Origin of the sequence: Subtercola boreus, from assembly GCF_006716115.1 — a bacterium.
In the GTDB taxonomy this organism is placed as follows: domain Bacteria; phylum Actinomycetota; class Actinomycetes; order Actinomycetales; family Microbacteriaceae; genus Subtercola; species Subtercola boreus.
In genome coordinates this window covers 710,355-726,032 of the sequence record NZ_VFOO01000001.1, presented here as the reverse complement: position 1 = coordinate 726,032, position 15,678 = coordinate 710,355, and the positions used below count along the sequence as shown (strand labels likewise).

Here is a 15,678-nt window from a genome sequence, read left to right as displayed (position 1 = left end):
CTGGCGCTAAACTGGAGGGGACCCTGACACGAATCGGGGCCTCTACGCCGCCGCCAGGCGCCATCGCCGGCCGACATGAACGACAGTCCGCTCTCCCCCTGCTCCAGCACTCCGGGTGAGCAGCGCACTGACGATCCGCGGCGTACCCATTGACTGACAGGGCCCACACACTGTGACTTCGACCGAACCTTCTTCTTCATCATCCCTCCCCGAAGACCTGAACGCACCCGTCGAGGTGATCGAGGTCGTCGCGCCCGATCCGCTCGTGGGTGACGCTTTCCTCACCGACACCACCTTCTCCGATCTGAAGATCGAGCAGGACCTGGTCGACGCGCTGGCGTCGAAGGGCATCCTGCACCCCTTCCCGATCCAGACGCAGACCATTCCGCTCGGCCTCGAGGGCCAGGACATCATCGGCCAGGCCAAGACGGGTACCGGCAAGACCTTCGGCTTCGGGCTCCCGCTGCTGCAGCGCCTCGGCGCGAACCCGGAGCCCGGTGTGCAGGCGCTCGTCGTCGTGCCGACCCGCGAGCTCGCGGTGCAGGTCACCGAAGACCTCCAGCTGGCAGCCTCCCTCCGCCCGACCACCGTCATCGCCATCTACGGCGGCAAGTCGTACGAGGGCCAGATCGAGCAGCTGAAGGCCGGCGCGCAGGTCGTCGTCGGAACCCCCGGCCGCCTGCTCGACCTCGCCGGGCAGCGCCTGCTCTCGCTCGCGAACGTCAAGGTGATGGTGCTCGACGAGGCCGACAAGATGCTCGACCTCGGCTTCCTCGCCGACGTCGAGAAGCTGTTTGCCCAGACGCCGGCCGGCCGCCACACGATGCTGTTCTCAGCGACCATGCCCGGCCCGGTCGTGGCCCTCGCCCGCCGGTTCATGAACCGGCCGATCCACATCCGTGCCACCGACCCCGACGAGGGTCTCACCCAGGCGAACATCAAGCACGTCGTCTACCGCGCCCACAACCTCGACAAAGACGAGGTCATCGCGCGCATCCTGCAGGCCGAGGGCCGCGGCAAGACGGTCATCTTCACCCGCACCAAGCGCGCCGCCGCCCGCCTCGTCGAGGAGCTCGGCGACCGCGGCTTCAACGCCGCCGCCGTGCACGGCGACCTCAACCAGGAACAGCGCGAGCGAGCCATGGCCGCCTTCAAGGCCGGCAAGCGCGACGTTCTGATCGCCACGGATGTCGCAGCCCGCGGCATCGATGTGAACGACGTGACGCACGTGATCAACCACACCATCCCCGAAGACGAGAAGACCTACCTGCACCGCGCCGGCCGCACGGGCCGCGCCGGCAAGACCGGTATCGCCGTCACGTTCGTCGACTGGGACGACCTGCACAAATGGGCGCTCATCAACCGTGCGCTAGACATGGGACAGCCCGAGCCCGTCGAGACCTACTCCTCCTCTCCGCACCTCTTCACCGACCTCAACATCCCCGCGGGAGTGAAGGGGCGCCTGAAGCCGACCCCTGCCGCGAAGGGCCCGGAGGGTGCGGCGAGCCGTCCGCCCCGCGAAGGCGGATCCGGTTCGCGCGGCCCGCGTGAGGGTGGCCGCGAGCCGCGCTCGGGCGGGCGTAGCGAGAACCGCAGCGACGGCCGCAACGACACCCGCAGCGACAACCGCTCCGTGGGCAGTGCATCGGCAGGCTCCACCACTGAGGCCTCGACCGGCACGTCGACGGAGGCGTCGAACCGTGGTGCCCAGGGCACCGGTCGCGGCACCCGCGACACCACCCGCGTCGGGGTCGGCCTCTCCGCCGAACCGACCACCGCCCTCGAGGGGGCCCAGCGTCCGCCGCGGATCCCCCGCGAGGCCGAAGCGCCTTCCGAGGGCGGCGATCGCCCGGCACGGAACCGCAGCCGCAGCCGCAACCGCTCGGCCGGCTCCTCCGGCTCGGCCGGCTCCTCCCGCTCCGGCGGCAACGCCACCACGTCCGGTGGCGTGTCGAGCGAGGCCGTCTCGAGCGGGATGCTCGGTGAGACCACCGCGGTGAGCTTCACCGGCACGGGCGAGACCGACGGTGCAGCATCCGGTGGCGCAGCCGGCCACGGTGGATCGGCCGGCCACGAGCACCACGATGGCAACAGCGCACCCCGCCGCCGCAGCCGTTCGCGGGGCCGCGCGCCCCGCGCCGAGTAGAGCGGCCGTTCGCTGAGCGCCAGTGCCCGGCGTGCGCGCCGGGCGACCCTGGTCAGCCTGACGGAGGCCGACGCCCTGAAGCTCCGTGCGCTCCGGCGCATGAAGCTCCTGGCGACCGGCCTCCTGGTGATCATGGCCGCGATCTTCGCTGTGTCGTTCGCCCTGCAGGGCCGCTACCCCTGGCTCGAGTATGTGCGGGCGGCGAGCGAGGGCGGCATGGTCGGCGCGCTGGCGGACTGGTTCGCCGTGACCGCGCTGTTCCGGCATCCGCTCGGACTGAAGGTGCCGCACACGGCGATCATCCCGACCCGCAAGAACGAGATCGGCGAGAGCCTCGGCGACTTCGTCGAGCAGAACTTCCTCTCCGAGACGGTGGTGCGCGACAAGCTCGCCTCGGTCGGAGTCTCACGGGTCGTCGGAAACTGGCTCACGAAACCCGGCAACGCCCGGCGCCTGACGAACGAACTCTCCGCCGGGCTGACCGGTGCCATGGCGTTCCTCAGCGACGACGACATCCGCGGTGTCATCGAAGGGCTCGCCCGCACCCACCTGGTCGGCCGGGACTGGTCACCGCAGCTCGGTGTGCTCACCTCGAAGATCGTCGAATCCGGCCAGCACCACCAGGCTGTCGACCTGCTGCTCGACAAGGCCGAGGAGTGGATGCTCGCCAATCCCGACTCGTTCGGCGATGCGGTCTCGAAGCGCCTGCCCACCTGGCTCCCGTCGTTCGTCGACCGGGTGGTGGATGACCGGGTCTCCCGTGAAGCGCTGAAGTTCGTTCAGGCCGTGCAGGCCGATCCGAACCACCGCCTCCGGCTCGCGCTCGATGACTACCTGCGGAAGCTCGCGGGCGAACTGCAGCACGATCCGGTTATGCGCGCCCGCGTCGAGGGTGTGAAGGAGCAGCTGCTCGACGATCCGCGCATCCGGGAACTCGCGGCGACCGCCTGGCAGTCCATCAAGGATGCGCTCCTCGCGGCTCTCGCCGACCCCGATTCCGGGCTCCGGCAGACCATCGAGCAGACGATCGTCGACGCCGGCGAGCGGCTCACCACCGACGTGGCGCTGGCGCAGAAGGTCGACACCTGGGTCGAGGGCGCGGCCACCCACCTCGTCGCGAGCTACCGGCACGACATCGCCGCGGTGATCTCCGAGACGGTTCAGGGCTGGGACGGCGAGGAGACCAGCCTGAAGATCGAGCTCCAGGTCGGGAAGGACCTGCAGTTCATCCGGATCAACGGCACCGTCGTGGGTTCCCTTGCGGGCGTGGCGATCTTCACGGTCGCGCAGGCGCTCGTCTCGCTCGCCAGCTGACTCAGGCTCCGCCGGCTGACCCAGGGGCGCCGGTCGACTCAGGGCCGCTAGGAGACCCCGAGAATCCTCTGGTACTCCAGCTTCAGGATGTCCTGGAGTCCTGCGGCGAACTGCCGGGTCAGATGGGTGCGGTCGGCGCGGATGATCGTCTTGCCGGCGATGGCCGGGCAGGCCGACCGCTCTGAGCAGACCCAGAGGCTGCTGTCGATCACGGGCACCGTGCGGTTCTGGGCCGCTGCGACAGAGGCCGCGGCATCCTTCGTCACCTTCAGCAGCTTGAACCAGTTGTCGTCGATGGTCGACGTGCAGTCGCTCGGGTGGTTGATGCGGGTGGCGCACTCGGCGACGTTCTCTGCGTGCGGTGGGCTGGCGAGGATGCTGAACTGGGCTGTGAGCGACGACAGCTGTGTGAGCGAGTCCTCCATGCCGGCCTGCATCGCTCTGAGCCTCGCGTCGTCACCCTGCACGACCATGGCACCGGTCTGGTCTTCCCCGTCGGTGATCACCACGAGGTCGGGCTTGATCTCCAGGGTCTTCTGGATCGACCAGGCGCGACCATCATCACAGAACCCGGGGAATCCGGGGGCCGCCTGGCCGTTCTCTGCCTGCCCGAGAACCTGCACGTTCGCGAAGGGGCACTGCCCGTGCGTGAGGGTCCGCACGCGGTAGCCGAGGGAGTTCAATGCGGGCACCAGGCCCGGCATGTAACTGATGGCGGTCGAGTCGCCGAGCAGCACGGCCGTCTTGGTCAGTGACGCGTCACCGTAGATGCAGGTCGCGTAGTTGTCCTCCGAGGTGTCGAGACAGTTGTCGTCGACCCACTGCGGAGCACGGGAGTCGATCGCCTTGTCGAGGGCAGGGGTGAGGTCGTCCGGCCAGTCGGCTGTGTTCAGGCCGGCACTGACGGCCGCGGACAGGCGGGACTCCTCAGTCGCGATCGTGTCCGTACCGGGCGCGGCCGTGGAGGTCGGCGAGACCCCCGAACCGACCGCCGAGGCGACCGGGATGCTCGACTTCTGCATCTGCGGTGCGATCCCGATCACGGCGATGAGCGCGACCGCGAGGGTGGCTCCCGCGGTGATCAGGGAGACCTTCACACGCTGGCCGTGTTGGCGGTTCGCCTTGTGGTGGCGGTGGCGGTGGTGGTGGCGGTGGCCCCGGCTCCGCTTCTGCGGCTCGAGCCAGTTCGAGTGCCGGATGGGATCCTCGATGAAGCGGGTCGTGAGCGCAGCGACGGCCAGCGAGACCGGGATCGAGGCGAACAGGTAGATCGGCGATTCCTTGCCGAACAGCACCCCGGCGAAGATGAAGATGGGCCAGTGCCAGAGGTAGCTGGTGTAGGAGATCTTGCCGAGATACCGGGAGACGGGATTCGTGGTGATGACGAGATGGCTCGGACCACCGATCCCGGCGACGATGATCAGCACCGTGGCGGCGACGGGAACGAGGCACCAGTACCCGGGATAGTGGAGCGCTGGGGTGTAGAGGAAGGCGACGACGAGGAGCGCCGCGAACCCCGCCCAGGCGAGCACCGGCCGGAGTGCCGCGGGGATCTTCTGGGCCAGCGGAGTGACGAAGCAGAGGAGCGCACCGACGGCGAGCTCCCAGATCCGGGTGAGGGTCGACAGGTACGACACCTGCGGGTTCAGGTCGGACTGGAAGAGGTTCCAGCCGAAGGAGAGCAGACCGATGACGGCGATCCCGACGACCACCGGGCGGATGCTCTGAGGGCCACCCGCCGACCTCCTCCGGGCGTGCCGCACACCGGCCCCCAGCACGAGGAGAGCGAGCACGATCGCCGGCCAGAAGAGGTAGAACTGCTCCTCGACGCTCAGCGACCAGAAATGCAGGAGCGGGCTCTGCGGGAGCGACGTGGCGAAGTAGTCGGTGCCGTTCAGCGCGAAGTTCCAGTTGCTGACGAGCAGCACCGACCAGAGGGCATCCCAGAGCGTCGAGACGGCCCGGGAGAAGATGAAGATGTAGAGACCCGCCAGGGCGGTCACCACCAGCACGAGCATCGAGCTCGGCATGAGGCGGCGGATGCGTCGACGGTAGAACCCGTTCAGCGAGATCGTGCCGGTGAGCCGGTACTCCCGCAGCAGCAGCCCGGTGATGAGATACCCGGAGAGCACGAAGAAGACGTCGAGGGCGACGAATCCACCGGTCGGCCATTCGATCAGGTGGGTGAAGAGGATGATGACGAGGGCGATGCCCCGGATCCCCTCCAGGTCCCCGCGGAAGGAGGAGACTCTCTGTGGCGCGCTCATCTCGTCCTCTTTTTCGGGCAGGGTGTTCTTGCCGACTCCCCCCCTCAAAAATCTACGTGACTCGCTTCTGTGTCCCGATCGCCTCACCCGAACAGTGGCGACTCCTTCAGGGGACACCTCAACCCGCGGCGTACGCCGTCTCGAAGGCGTCCGCCACGCGGGCGAAACCGGCTGGAGACGGATGGATGCCGTCACCGTTGATCGCCGGGTCGAGTTGGTCGGGCTGGGCGGGATCGCTCAGTGCAGCATCCGCATCGACCACCGTGAAGTCGCCCGAGGTGTCGCTCTTCAACCAGTCGTTCCACGCCACCCGGAGGCCTTCACGCTGTTCCGCGAGGCCCCGGCCGGGTTCCGTCATGACGAACACCCGGGCATTCGGCCAGAGCTCCTTCGCCTTGCCGAGAGTTGCCAGCCAGGCCGTCTTCAGTTCGTCGAACGGCACGCCGTTGGCGATGTCGTTGGATGCCGACCAGAGCACGAAGGCATCGGGATCCAGATCCGTGTAGATGTTCCACTTCGGCGAGTCGGGGGCGAACTGGGTCGTCAGCGAACCCGGCGTCGAGAGGGATGCGGCGACCGCGCCGTTCGCGTCGGCCCAGACCTGGTGCCACGAACTGTTCTCACCGGTGTGCGGCACTTTTCCTTCGCTGTTGTTCGCGCCCGAGTTCAGGGAGTGGCCGGCAACGACGATCAGGGGTTCATCGCCCGAGTAGGTGTAGTCCATCCACATGTCCAGGAACGGGCCGACCTGGATGAAGTCCCCGACCGAATCCTGGGTCGTGACCGCGCTCGGCTGCGAGTCGGTCGCGAACCACGACACGCTCGTCGACACGCCGATCTTGGTACCGGGGGCGGCCGACATCCCGACGGAGAGGAAGAACGGAGTGCTCTTCTCGAACCCGACGGTGTCGGCGCTGACCCAGTCGCTGACGAACTCCTCACCGTCGGTGAGCGAGGTGGCTCCGCTGAAGACCGCCGGTGTTGCGGAGAAGGCGCTCGAGTCGCCCGGGATCTGCCCCGACGCCGCCTTGCCGATCGCGATACCGCTGAGGTTCACCGTTCCGGGCAGGGCCGTGTCGGTGATGTAGTTCCAGTTGCGCACGTGCAGTCGCATGCTCGTGACGTCGGCATCGAGGGTGAACGGCATGCGCTCGGTGATGTTGATCGGGACACTGTCGCCGCCGGGAGAGATGGCCGCTGCCGTGTGCCCGAAGGTGTAGTCGCCGTGACGCTCGCCGGCCGGTGCCGCCGGGCTGCCCGAAGCCACCGGCGGCGGGGTGCCCGAGTAGTTCGGGAGCACCGGGTTGATGCTCTGCACAGCCACCATCACGACGAGGGCCACCGCGAGCCCGGTCACGAGCATGAACACGGTCGATCCGATGATCAGCAGGGTGGCTGCGGGTCTCTTCATGTCGTGCATCCTAGTCGGACGGTGTGCACGGGACGTTCAGAGCGAGCGCGTGACAGCCCCGTACACCGGCGACCAGCCGGTCGCGCGATCGATGAGCTCTGACAGCACCTCGGGGCTCGTCGTGTTCTCGCCGAGACGGTTGGGCTTGCCGGCCCCGTGGTAGTCGCTCGAACCGGTGATGGCCAGCCCGAACTTCGCCGCGAGCTCGTACAGGCGTTCCTTGCCCTCCGGCGAGTTCTGCCGGTGTTCGATCTCCAGGCCGAACAGGCCGGCGTCGACGAGTTCGGCGAGCCGGCGTTCCGGGATGACGCGTTCCCGCGGCCCCGTTCCCGGGTGTGCGAGCACCGGCACTCCCCCGGCTGCGACGACGAGCTCGACGCCGCGGAGGGGGGTCGGCGCGTAGTGCGGCTGGAAGTAGCCGGCCCGCCAGTGCAGGATGCCCTGGAACGCATCGCTCCTCGTCGGCGCCAGCCCCTTCTTCACGAGGGCGTCGGCGATGTGCGGGCGACCGACCGTTGCACCCGGTTGCGTCTCGGCGAGAACGTCGTCCCAGGTCAGGTCGTAGTCGGCGGCGATGCGGTCGACGATGGCGTGCGCGCGGGCCAGCCGGGCCTCCCGGATCGTCTCGGTCTCCGCGAGGAGGGCGGGGTTCACGGGGTCGAAGAGATAGGAGAGCAGGTGCACGCTCACGTGGTCGAGCCGGGTGCTGAGCTCCATCCCGGGAATCAGCGTGAGTTCGTGGTCGCGTGCCGCTTCGGAGGCCGACGGCCAGCCTGCCGTCGAATCGTGGTCGGTCAGGGCCAGCGTGCCGAGCCCGGCCTCGCTCGCGGAACGCACCACGTTGTAGGGGGTCTCCGTGCCGTCGGAAGCGCTCGAATGCGTGTGCAGATCGATGGGACTGCGGAACACGGGAGCGACTTCGGACATAAGCCCATCGTAGGCTTGCGGGGCGAGGGTGCCGTCCCCCCCTTGTGGACTGTGCCGGGAGTGAGTGGATGATCGTTCGGATCGTGTTCGGAATCGTCGGGGTCGTGGCACTGGCGGTGCTCGCTGTGCTCACCTGGCCGCAGGCGTTCCGGCTGGAACACACGATCGGCATCGCAGAGGCCATCGCCTTCCGCCCGATCCTCGCCGTCGTCGCCGTCGTGCTTGCCGTGCTGCTGCTGGCCGGGATGCTCGTGGCCCGCCGCACGCGCGCGCTGTTCGGATTCCTCTCCGTGCTGCTCCTCCTGTTCGCGGGTGGCCAGGCGGGCATCCTCGCCTCCCGCGGCTGGGTGCCGGGCGTGGGCCACGCCGGCAGCGCGGAGGCCGTCGCCGACGACGACATCGTCGTGCTCTCCTGGAACACGCTCGGCGGCGAGGCGGATGCCGCAACCGTCGCCGGGCTCGCCCTCCGTCTCGGCGCCGACGTCGTGACGCTCCCGGAGACACCGGAGAGCACCGCCACCGAGATCGCGTCGCTGATGGAGGCCGGTGGTACGCCCGTGTCGGCGTACACGGCCCGTCACGGCGACTACGCCGGACTGTCGACGTCGATCCTCGTCGCCACGGCGCTCGGCGAGTATGCGGTGAACGGCTCGTTCGGCGACACGGGGGTGCTGCCGAGCGTGGTCGTCTCCCCCGTGAACGGGAATGGGCCGACACTGGCAGCCGTGCATCCGGTCGCCCCCGTGCCTGACGACCTCGACGACTGGAAGTCCGACCTCGACTGGGTCACGAAGCTCTGCGCCACGCCCGACCTGATCGCCGCGGGCGACTTCAACGCGACGCTCGACCATCTGACCGGCCTCGGCGACTGTAAGGACGCGGCCCTCGCCGCCGGCACCGCCGCGCTCGGAACCTGGCCGACCTGGCTGCCCGCCCTGGCCGGGGCGCCCATCGACCACGTCGTGAGCACCACCGGCTGGCGTGTCGTCTCAGCCGAAGTCATCCAGGGCGAAGACGAGGCCGGCAGCGATCACCGGCCCATCACGGCGACTCTTGCGAGAGAATGAGGGTATGGCTGAACAGACAGACACCGCCCCCCGCGCCACCTCGAACCGCTCGACCACGCCGGGTTCCGACACCTTCAAGCAGTACATCGGCAGCCAGTGGGCCGAACGCACGGACGTGCTCCCCCCGGCCCGCGAGGAGGCCTCGTTCGCGGCCGACCGGCGCGCGCGGCTCTCGGCGGACTACCCCGGCAAACGGCTGGTCATCCCGGCCGGCCGGCTCAAGCAGCGTTCCAACGACACGGACTACCCGTTCCGGGCCCACACGGCCTTCACCTACCTCACCGGATGGGGCAGCGACTCCGAGCCGGGTTCGGTGCTCGTGCTGGAGCCCGATGCGGGCGGTGGACACGAGGCGACCCTCTACTTCCGCGAGCGGGCCGGGCGCGACTCCGACGAGTTCTACGCGAACCCCGAGATCGGGGAGTTCTGGATCGGGCCGCGCCCATCCCTCGCGCAGGTCGCGAGCGACCTCGCTCTGGCGACGCAGGGCATCGCCGAACTCGACGCCGTGGTCGCCGCTGTGGTCTCCACCGGCAGCGCGAACACGCTTGCCGTGCGCGACGCCGACCCCGACCTGACCGCCCTGCTGGGCGAGACGGACTCCGCCGAGTTCGAACAGAAGCTCTCCGAACTGCGCCTCGTGAAAGATGAGTACGAGATCGGGCAGATGCGCCTCGCGATCGCGGCGACCGCCCGCGGCTTCGGCGACATCATCGCCGACCTGCCGCGCATCACCGAACACGAGCGCGGCGAACGCCTCGTCGAAGGCGTCTTCAACGGTCGCGCCCGGGCCGACGGCGCCGCGGTCGGCTACGACACGATTGCGGCTTCAGGCCCGCACGCATGCATCCTGCACTGGACGCGGAACGACGGCCCTGTCGTCCCGGGCGACCTGATCCTCGTCGACGCCGGCGTGGAGCTCGACAGCTACTACACCGCCGACATCACACGCACGCTGCCGGTCAGCGGCCGGTTCAGCGACGAGCAGCGGATGATCTACGAAGCCGTTCGGGAGGCCGCAGACGCCGCGTTCGCCATCGTGCGGCCGGGCATCCGGTTCCGAGAGATCCACGCCACGGCGATGGGTGTGATCGCACGGAAGACGGCCGAGTGGGGCCTGCTGCCGGTGACGGCCGAAGAGGCGATCGAGCCCGAGAACCAGCAGCACCGCCGCTACATGGTGCACGGCACGAGCCACCACCTGGGGCTCGACGTGCACGACTGCGCCAAGGCCCGGCGCGAGATGTACCTCGACGGAGTGCTCGAGGCGGGCATGGTGTTCACGATCGAGCCGGGGCTCTACTTCCAGCCCGACGACCTGACGGTGCCGGAGTCCTTCCGGGGCATCGGCGTGCGCATCGAAGACGACATCCTCGTCACGGCCACCGGCGCGGAGAACCTCTCGGCGGCCATCCCCCGCACCGCCGACGAGGTCGAGGCTTGGGTGAGCGCGGCGGGCGCCTGAACGGCGCTCGCCCCCAGCGCGGCACGATGAGCGCGGCGGGAGCAGCCGGCTAGGCGGTCGGCTGCTCCGGGGCAGGCTGGCCGGGAGCGGGCGTCGGCTCTGCCGCGGCGGGCGGCGGGTCCGACGGGTGCGCAGCGGCGGGCGGCGAGGTGAACGCCGCCTGGCCCCAGCCCTGGCCGGGGCTGACGATGTTGCGGGCCCGGTTCGCGACCTCCGTGTCGGCCACCACGTCGTACCTGGAGGCGATGACCTGCATCGTCGACGTGTAGTCGCGTCGGCGGCGGGTCAGCGTGTACGACACGATGCGGAACAGCATGCCGAAACCCGCCCCGATCAGCACCGCTGCGCCGAGGAACGGGAGCGACGAGGCCGCCGGCTGGAAGATGATGAGCAGCAGCCCGAGGAAGAGCCCGAGCCAGGCCCCGCTGACCGCGCCCGCCGCGGCGGCGCGCCCGTAGCTCAGCTTGCCCGTGACGTTCTCGACGCTCTTCAGCTCGCTGCCGACGATCGAGAGCTGCGCGACCGGAAAGTCCTCGCGGGCGAGGAGGTCCACCGCCTGCTGCGCTTCCTCGTAGGTCTCATATGTCGCGACGACGTCACCCCGCGGGATGCGCGGTGACAGGGGGTTCGATCGGCCGGGCCGTGAGAGTGGGTTGGTCACAGCATCCATTCTCCCACGCCCACCCCTCGGAGCGCCTGTGCGCCCGGCTGCTCCCCGCCCAGCCTGACGGTCTAAGTTAGTACCGTGAGTGCCACCAGAGTCTTCGTCGCCCGACTGGCCGGGTGCACCGTCTTCGACCCTGCCGGCGACCGCCTCGGCAAGGTGCGCGACGTGCTCGTGGTGTACCGCAACGGCCTGTCGCCGCGGCTCGTCGGGCTGATCGTCGAGATCCCCGGCAAGCGCCGCGTCTTCGTGAGCATCGGCCGCGTCACGAGCGTCGGCAGCGGGCAGATCATCACGACCGGGCTGATGAACGTGCGCCGCTTCGAGCAGCGCGGCGGTGAGGTGCGGGTGATCGCCGAGATCCTCGGGCGCCGCGTGCGGTTCACCGACGGCTCCGGGCAGGCGACGATCGAGGATGTCGCCATCGAACAGTCGGGGCCCGGCGAGTGGAGCGTGTCGCAGGTCTTCCTCCGCCGCCCGAAGACGGGGGCCAGCCCGTTCGCCAAGGGCCCGACGGTCTTCGCGGCCTGGAACGAGGTGCTGGAGCTCGGCCAGACCGGCGAGTCCCAGTCGGCAGAGCAGCTCATCGCGACCTACGCCGACATGAAGCCCGCCGACCTCGCGAACACGCTGATGGACCTGCCGCAGCTCCGGATGCTCGAAGTGGCCGGTGAGCTGCCCGACGCCCGGCTCGCCGACGTTCTCGAGGAGATGCCCGAGAGCGAGCAGGTCGAGATCATGAACCAGCTCGACGACACCCGCGCGGCCGACGTTCTCGACCAGATGCAGCCGGATGACGCGGCCGACCTCATCGCGCAGCTCTCCGAGGCGCGCGGCGAGGAGCTCCTGAAGCTCATGCAGCCCGAAGAGGCCGACGATGTGCGCATGCTGCTCGCCTACGCCCCCGACACGGCAGGTGGACTGATGACCACCGAACCGATCATCGTCTCGGCGGACGCCACCGTGGCGGAGGGGCTCGCCCTCATCCGTCGTCACGAACTCGCGCCCGCGCTCGGCGCCGCGATCTGCGTCACGCTGCCCCCCTACGAGCCGCCGACCGGGCGTTTCCTCGGCATGGTGCACTTCCAGCGGATGCTCCGCTACCCGCCTCACGAACGGCTGGGTTCCCTCGTCGACGACGGTCTCGAGGCGGTCACCGCCGAGACCAGCGCCGCGGAGGTCTCCCGCATCCTCGCGAGTTACAATCTCGTGTCTGTTCCCGTGGTCGATGAGAACCACCGACTTGTCGGGGTGGTGACAATTGACGATGTTCTCGACTACCTGCTGCCCGACGACTGGCGAAGTCACGAGGGCGACGACCGGCTCGCGAGGCGAACGGCGCCCTCCCTGCAGGCGAGACCCCTTACCGGCAGCCCGGCGGGCGGCCAGATCAAGGTACCTTCGGCCGGAACCGGCCAACTGAGGCCCGGAACGGCCCACGAGAGGAGAATCGGCAATGGCTCGTAACTCGCCCACCCGTGCATCCAACACCCGGCTCGACGCGCCCAAAGGCCTCCGGAGCGGAGTACTGCCCACCCGCAATCGTCCCGGTCGCGCCAGCCGGGACCGGTTCGGCCGCAGCACCGAAGCCATTGCGCGGGGAATGGGCACCCCGTGGTTCCTCGTCATCCTCACGGTCTTCGTGCTCATCTGGATCGGGTTCAACACGTACGGTCCGGCCGACCTCCGGTTCGACTCCGCCGCCATCGGCTTCACGGCCCTCACGCTCATCCTGAGCCTGCAGGCCTCCTACGCGGCGCCCCTCATCCTGCTCGCGCAGAACCGGCAGGACGACCGCGACCGTGTACAGATCGAGCAGGACCGGCAGCGCGCCGAGCGGAACCTCGCCGATACCGAATACCTCGCCCGCGAGGTCGTCGCGTTGCGGCTCGCGATGCAGGACATGGCGAGCAAGGACTTCATCCGCGCGGAGCTCCGCGCCCTGCTCGAGGAGCTGACCGCGGATGACGCGGAGCAGTCCACGACCGGCCAGGCGACCGCTGGTGCCTGAGCACTCCCCCACGCTCGCCGACGACGTTCGACGGGCGCTCGGGCGGGTACTGGATCCGGAGATCCGGAAACCCATCACCGAACTCGACATGGTCGGCGACGTGACGGTCGACGTCGACGGGCGGGCATCGGTCGCTGTGAAGTTGACGATCGTCGGATGCCCGGCAGCCGACACGATCGAACGGGACGTCAGGGCAGCCACACTCGGCGTGGCGGGCGTGTCGGGTGCCGACATCCAGATCAGTGTGATGACCCGCGAGCAGCGGAACGCCCTCACCGAGAGGCTCCGCGGACCGGGCGGCGCGCGCGCGATGCCCTTCGGGCCGGACTCCCTCACCCGCGTGATCGCCGTGACGAGCGGCAAGGGCGGGGTGGGCAAGTCGACGCTGACCGCGAACCTCGCCGTGGCGTTGGCGGCCAGCGGGCTGCGCGTGGGCATCGTGGACGCCGATGTCTACGGGTTCTCGATCCCGGGCATCCTGGGGCTGACCGAAGGCGGGGTCGCACAGAAGCCGACGCGGGTCGGCGAGATGATCCTGCCGCCGGTCGGCTACGGGGTGAAGGTCATCTCGATCGGCATGTTCGTCGACGACAACGCCGCCGTCGCCTGGCGCGGGCCGATGCTGCACCGCACGATCCAGCAGTTTTTGACCGACGTGTACTTCGGCGACCTCGACATCCTGCTGCTCGACCTGCCGCCCGGCACCGGTGACGTCGCGATCTCGGTCGGGCAGCTGCTCCCGCACGCTGAGGTTCTCGTGGTGACGACGCCGCAGCCGGCGGCCGCCGACGTCGCCGAACGCTCCGGCGTCGTCGCCCGCCAGACCGGGCAGCGCATCGTCGGCGTCATCGAGAACATGGCCGGGCTTCCGCAACCCGACGGCTCGGTGCTCGACGTGTTCGGGTCGGGCGGCGGGGCCGAGGTGGCGCGGCGGCTCTCGGTGGGGCAGGCTCCGGATGCCGCGGTCGAACTGCTGGCATCGATCCCGCTCAGCGTGGGGCTCCGCACCGGCGGCGACACGGGTGTGCCGATCGTGCTCTCAGACCCGGCGGACCCCGCGGCCGCCGCCATCCTCGCCATCGCGGCGAAGCTCGCGTCGCGCGGCCGCGGCCTGGCCGGCCGCCGCCTCGGCGTCACCCCCGCCTGACCCGGCCCTCCCCTCTCTCCGCCTGCCCTCCTCCCGCACCCCTCCGCCCCTCCTCCCGCGCCCCTCCCCCCGCGCCCCTCCTCCCCTCCTTCCGCGCCCCTCCGAAGGGACGCATATCGCGCCAACGGGGAGGGGTGGCGCGATATGCGTCCCCTCGCTGACGTTCACCCTGTGGAAAACGGTGCACGACGCCTCTGGAAGCCCGGCAGGGTGTTCGCATGCCAGAACTCAAGCCCCTGCCCGCCGCGCTGACGGGCATCCCCTTCACGAACCGGACCGCACACAGACTCGGCGTCGGAGCTGGACGCCTCCGGAGCGCAGACCTCCGCGCGCCGTTCCACGGGGTGCACACCTCCGCAGGAGCCGGCCGCCAGCCCGGCGATGAAGACCGACTCGTCCGCGAAGCAGTCGCGCGGTGCCACGCCTTCGCCACCGTGCTCAGGCCCGGCGAACGCTTCTCCCACACCACCGCCGCCCTGCTCTGGGGAGCCGCGCTGCCCAGAAGCTTCACCACCGCACCGTTGCATGTCGCCGTCCCCGACCCCGCCAGGGCTCGCCGAGCTCGCGGCACCGTCGGCCACACGCTCCCACCATCACCGATGGTCATCCGACGTGGGCTCCCCGTCACCGACCCGACAACCACCTGGTTCGGAGCGGCTCAGCTCCTCTCCCTCGACGAGCTCGTGGCGCTCGGCGACCACCTGATCCACCGTCCGGTCCACCCGGTTCGAGGAGACCGTCGCCCCTACGTCACGCTCGCGGAACTCGAAGCGCATGCCAGAAGTGCCCGCGGCCCCAGCGTGAACCGAGCGAGAGTGGCCCTGGCGCTGATGAATGGTAGGGCGGAATCGCGCCCGGAGAGCCTGCTGCGTCTCCTCCTCCACAGGGCCGGGTTGCCAAAACCCGAGGTGAATCCGGAACTCTGTGATTCGACCGGCAGAAGGATCGGCCGGGCAGATCTCGTCTTCCGGGAGGCCAGGGTCATCGTCGAATACGACGGCCAGCAGCACCGCACGAATGACAGGCAATACGAGAAGGATGCGACGCGACTGGAGCGGTTCCACCTCGACGACTGGCATGTCATCCGCGTGCGGAAGGAGGGGCTCTTCGACTTCCCCCGCCGGACCACCGAACACATTTCGGAGATTCTGCGCCGCCGCGTCGCTTCGGCCGTCTCCCGAGGCCGTGCGCACTGACACCGCACTCGAAGGGTCCCATATCGCGGTGCGCGGTCACCGTTGGCGCGATATGGGACCCTT

Annotated in this window: 12 protein-coding genes; 8 read left to right on the top strand and 4 right to left on the bottom strand. The window is 69.4% G+C overall.

What is annotated here, in order from left to right; all coding sequences use genetic code 11:
- Nucleotides 1–172: 172 nt before the first annotated feature.
- Entirely contained in the window at nt 173–2,146 is a 1,974-nt protein-coding gene (locus FB464_RS03445) for a DEAD/DEAH box helicase (RefSeq protein ID WP_425472395.1), read from the top strand.
- 99 nt (nt 2,147–2,245) lie between these two features.
- Nucleotides 2,246–3,460 (top strand): DUF445 domain-containing protein, encoded by a 1,215-nt coding sequence (locus tag FB464_RS03440; RefSeq protein ID WP_116415098.1) that lies wholly within the window; start codon nt 2,246–2,248, stop codon nt 3,458–3,460.
- Between the two features lie 47 nt (nt 3,461–3,507).
- Here the strand turns inward: FB464_RS03440 and FB464_RS03435 are convergent, their stop codons facing one another.
- The 3 genes from FB464_RS03435 to FB464_RS03425 all read right to left on the bottom strand — a co-directional run bounded on the left by FB464_RS03435 (nt 3,508) and on the right by FB464_RS03425 (nt 8,065).
- The gene (locus FB464_RS03435) at nt 3,508–5,727 is read right to left on the bottom strand and encodes an acyltransferase family protein (protein ID WP_116415099.1); all 2,220 of its coding nucleotides are present in this window, start codon (nt 5,725–5,727) and stop codon (nt 3,508–3,510) included.
- Nucleotides 5,728–5,845: 118 nt separating this feature from the next.
- On the bottom strand, nt 5,846–7,138 hold the full coding sequence (locus FB464_RS03430; RefSeq protein ID WP_170151923.1) for a GDSL-type esterase/lipase family protein: 1,293 nt from the start codon (nt 7,136–7,138) through the stop codon (nt 5,846–5,848).
- A 36-nt stretch (nt 7,139–7,174) separates the two neighbouring features.
- On the bottom strand, nt 7,175–8,065 hold the full coding sequence (locus tag FB464_RS03425; protein ID WP_116415103.1) for a PHP domain-containing protein: 891 nt from the start codon (nt 8,063–8,065) through the stop codon (nt 7,175–7,177).
- A 68-nt stretch (nt 8,066–8,133) separates the two neighbouring features.
- Here FB464_RS03425 and FB464_RS03420 point away from each other — a divergent pair, with 68 nt between their 5' ends.
- Together FB464_RS03420 and FB464_RS03415 are read left to right on the top strand one after the other, a co-directional pair.
- On the top strand, nt 8,134–9,132 hold the full coding sequence (locus FB464_RS03420) for an endonuclease/exonuclease/phosphatase family protein (protein WP_246092907.1): 999 nt from the start codon (nt 8,134–8,136) through the stop codon (nt 9,130–9,132).
- A gap of 4 nt (nt 9,133–9,136) precedes the next feature.
- Nucleotides 9,137–10,597: an aminopeptidase P family protein gene (locus FB464_RS03415; RefSeq protein ID WP_116415104.1), complete on the top strand. Its 1,461-nt coding sequence runs from the start codon at nt 9,137–9,139 to the stop codon at nt 10,595–10,597.
- A 49-nt stretch (nt 10,598–10,646) separates the two neighbouring features.
- Here the strand turns inward: FB464_RS03415 and FB464_RS03410 are convergent, their stop codons facing one another.
- A complete protein-coding gene (locus FB464_RS03410; RefSeq protein ID WP_246092906.1) occupies nt 10,647–11,258 on the bottom strand; it encodes a YflT domain-containing protein in 612 nt (203 codons plus the stop codon).
- Between the two features lie 84 nt (nt 11,259–11,342).
- Between FB464_RS03410 and FB464_RS03405 the strand changes: the two genes are divergently transcribed.
- The 4 genes from FB464_RS03405 (at nt 11,343) to FB464_RS03390 (ending at nt 15,615) form a co-directional block, all read left to right on the top strand.
- The gene (locus tag FB464_RS03405) at nt 11,343–12,728 is read left to right on the top strand and encodes a magnesium transporter MgtE N-terminal domain-containing protein (protein WP_116415107.1); all 1,386 of its coding nucleotides are present in this window, start codon (nt 11,343–11,345) and stop codon (nt 12,726–12,728) included.
- Nucleotides 12,718–13,272 carry a DUF1003 domain-containing protein gene (locus FB464_RS03400; protein WP_116415109.1) on the top strand — a complete coding sequence of 185 codons (555 nt, stop codon included), beginning with the start codon at nt 12,718–12,720 and terminating at the stop codon, nt 13,270–13,272. Before FB464_RS03405 ends, FB464_RS03400 begins: the two co-directional genes overlap by 11 nt.
- The gene (locus tag FB464_RS03395) at nt 13,226–14,419 is read left to right on the top strand and encodes a P-loop NTPase (protein ID WP_116415110.1); all 1,194 of its coding nucleotides are present in this window, start codon (nt 13,226–13,228) and stop codon (nt 14,417–14,419) included. Before FB464_RS03400 ends, FB464_RS03395 begins: the two co-directional genes overlap by 47 nt.
- A 218-nt stretch (nt 14,420–14,637) precedes the next feature.
- A complete protein-coding gene (locus tag FB464_RS03390) occupies nt 14,638–15,615 on the top strand; it encodes an endonuclease domain-containing protein (RefSeq protein WP_116415111.1) in 978 nt (325 codons plus the stop codon).
- The last annotated feature ends 63 nt before the right edge of the window (nt 15,616–15,678 follow it).

Excerpts from the sequence above, each read along its gene's own strand:
- FB464_RS03440 (WP_116415098.1), top strand. The coding sequence starts at position 2,246 with ATGAAGCTCCTGGCGACCGGCCTCCTGGTGATCATGGCCGCGATCTTC.
- FB464_RS03435 (WP_116415099.1), bottom strand. The coding sequence starts at position 5,727 with ATGAGCGCGCCACAGAGAGTCTCCTCCTTCCGCGGGGACCTGGAGGGG.
- FB464_RS03430 (WP_170151923.1), bottom strand. The coding sequence starts at position 7,138 with ATGAAGAGACCCGCAGCCACCCTGCTGATCATCGGATCGACCGTGTTC.
- FB464_RS03425 (WP_116415103.1), bottom strand. The coding sequence starts at position 8,065 with ATGTCCGAAGTCGCTCCCGTGTTCCGCAGTCCCATCGATCTGCACACG.
- FB464_RS03420 (WP_246092907.1), top strand. The coding sequence starts at position 8,134 with ATGATCGTTCGGATCGTGTTCGGAATCGTCGGGGTCGTGGCACTGGCG.
- FB464_RS03415 (WP_116415104.1), top strand. The coding sequence starts at position 9,137 with ATGGCTGAACAGACAGACACCGCCCCCCGCGCCACCTCGAACCGCTCG.
- FB464_RS03400 (WP_116415109.1), top strand. The coding sequence starts at position 12,718 with ATGGCTCGTAACTCGCCCACCCGTGCATCCAACACCCGGCTCGACGCG.
- FB464_RS03395 (WP_116415110.1), top strand. The coding sequence starts at position 13,226 with ATGACGCGGAGCAGTCCACGACCGGCCAGGCGACCGCTGGTGCCTGAG.
- FB464_RS03390 (WP_116415111.1), top strand. The coding sequence starts at position 14,638 with ATGCCAGAACTCAAGCCCCTGCCCGCCGCGCTGACGGGCATCCCCTTC.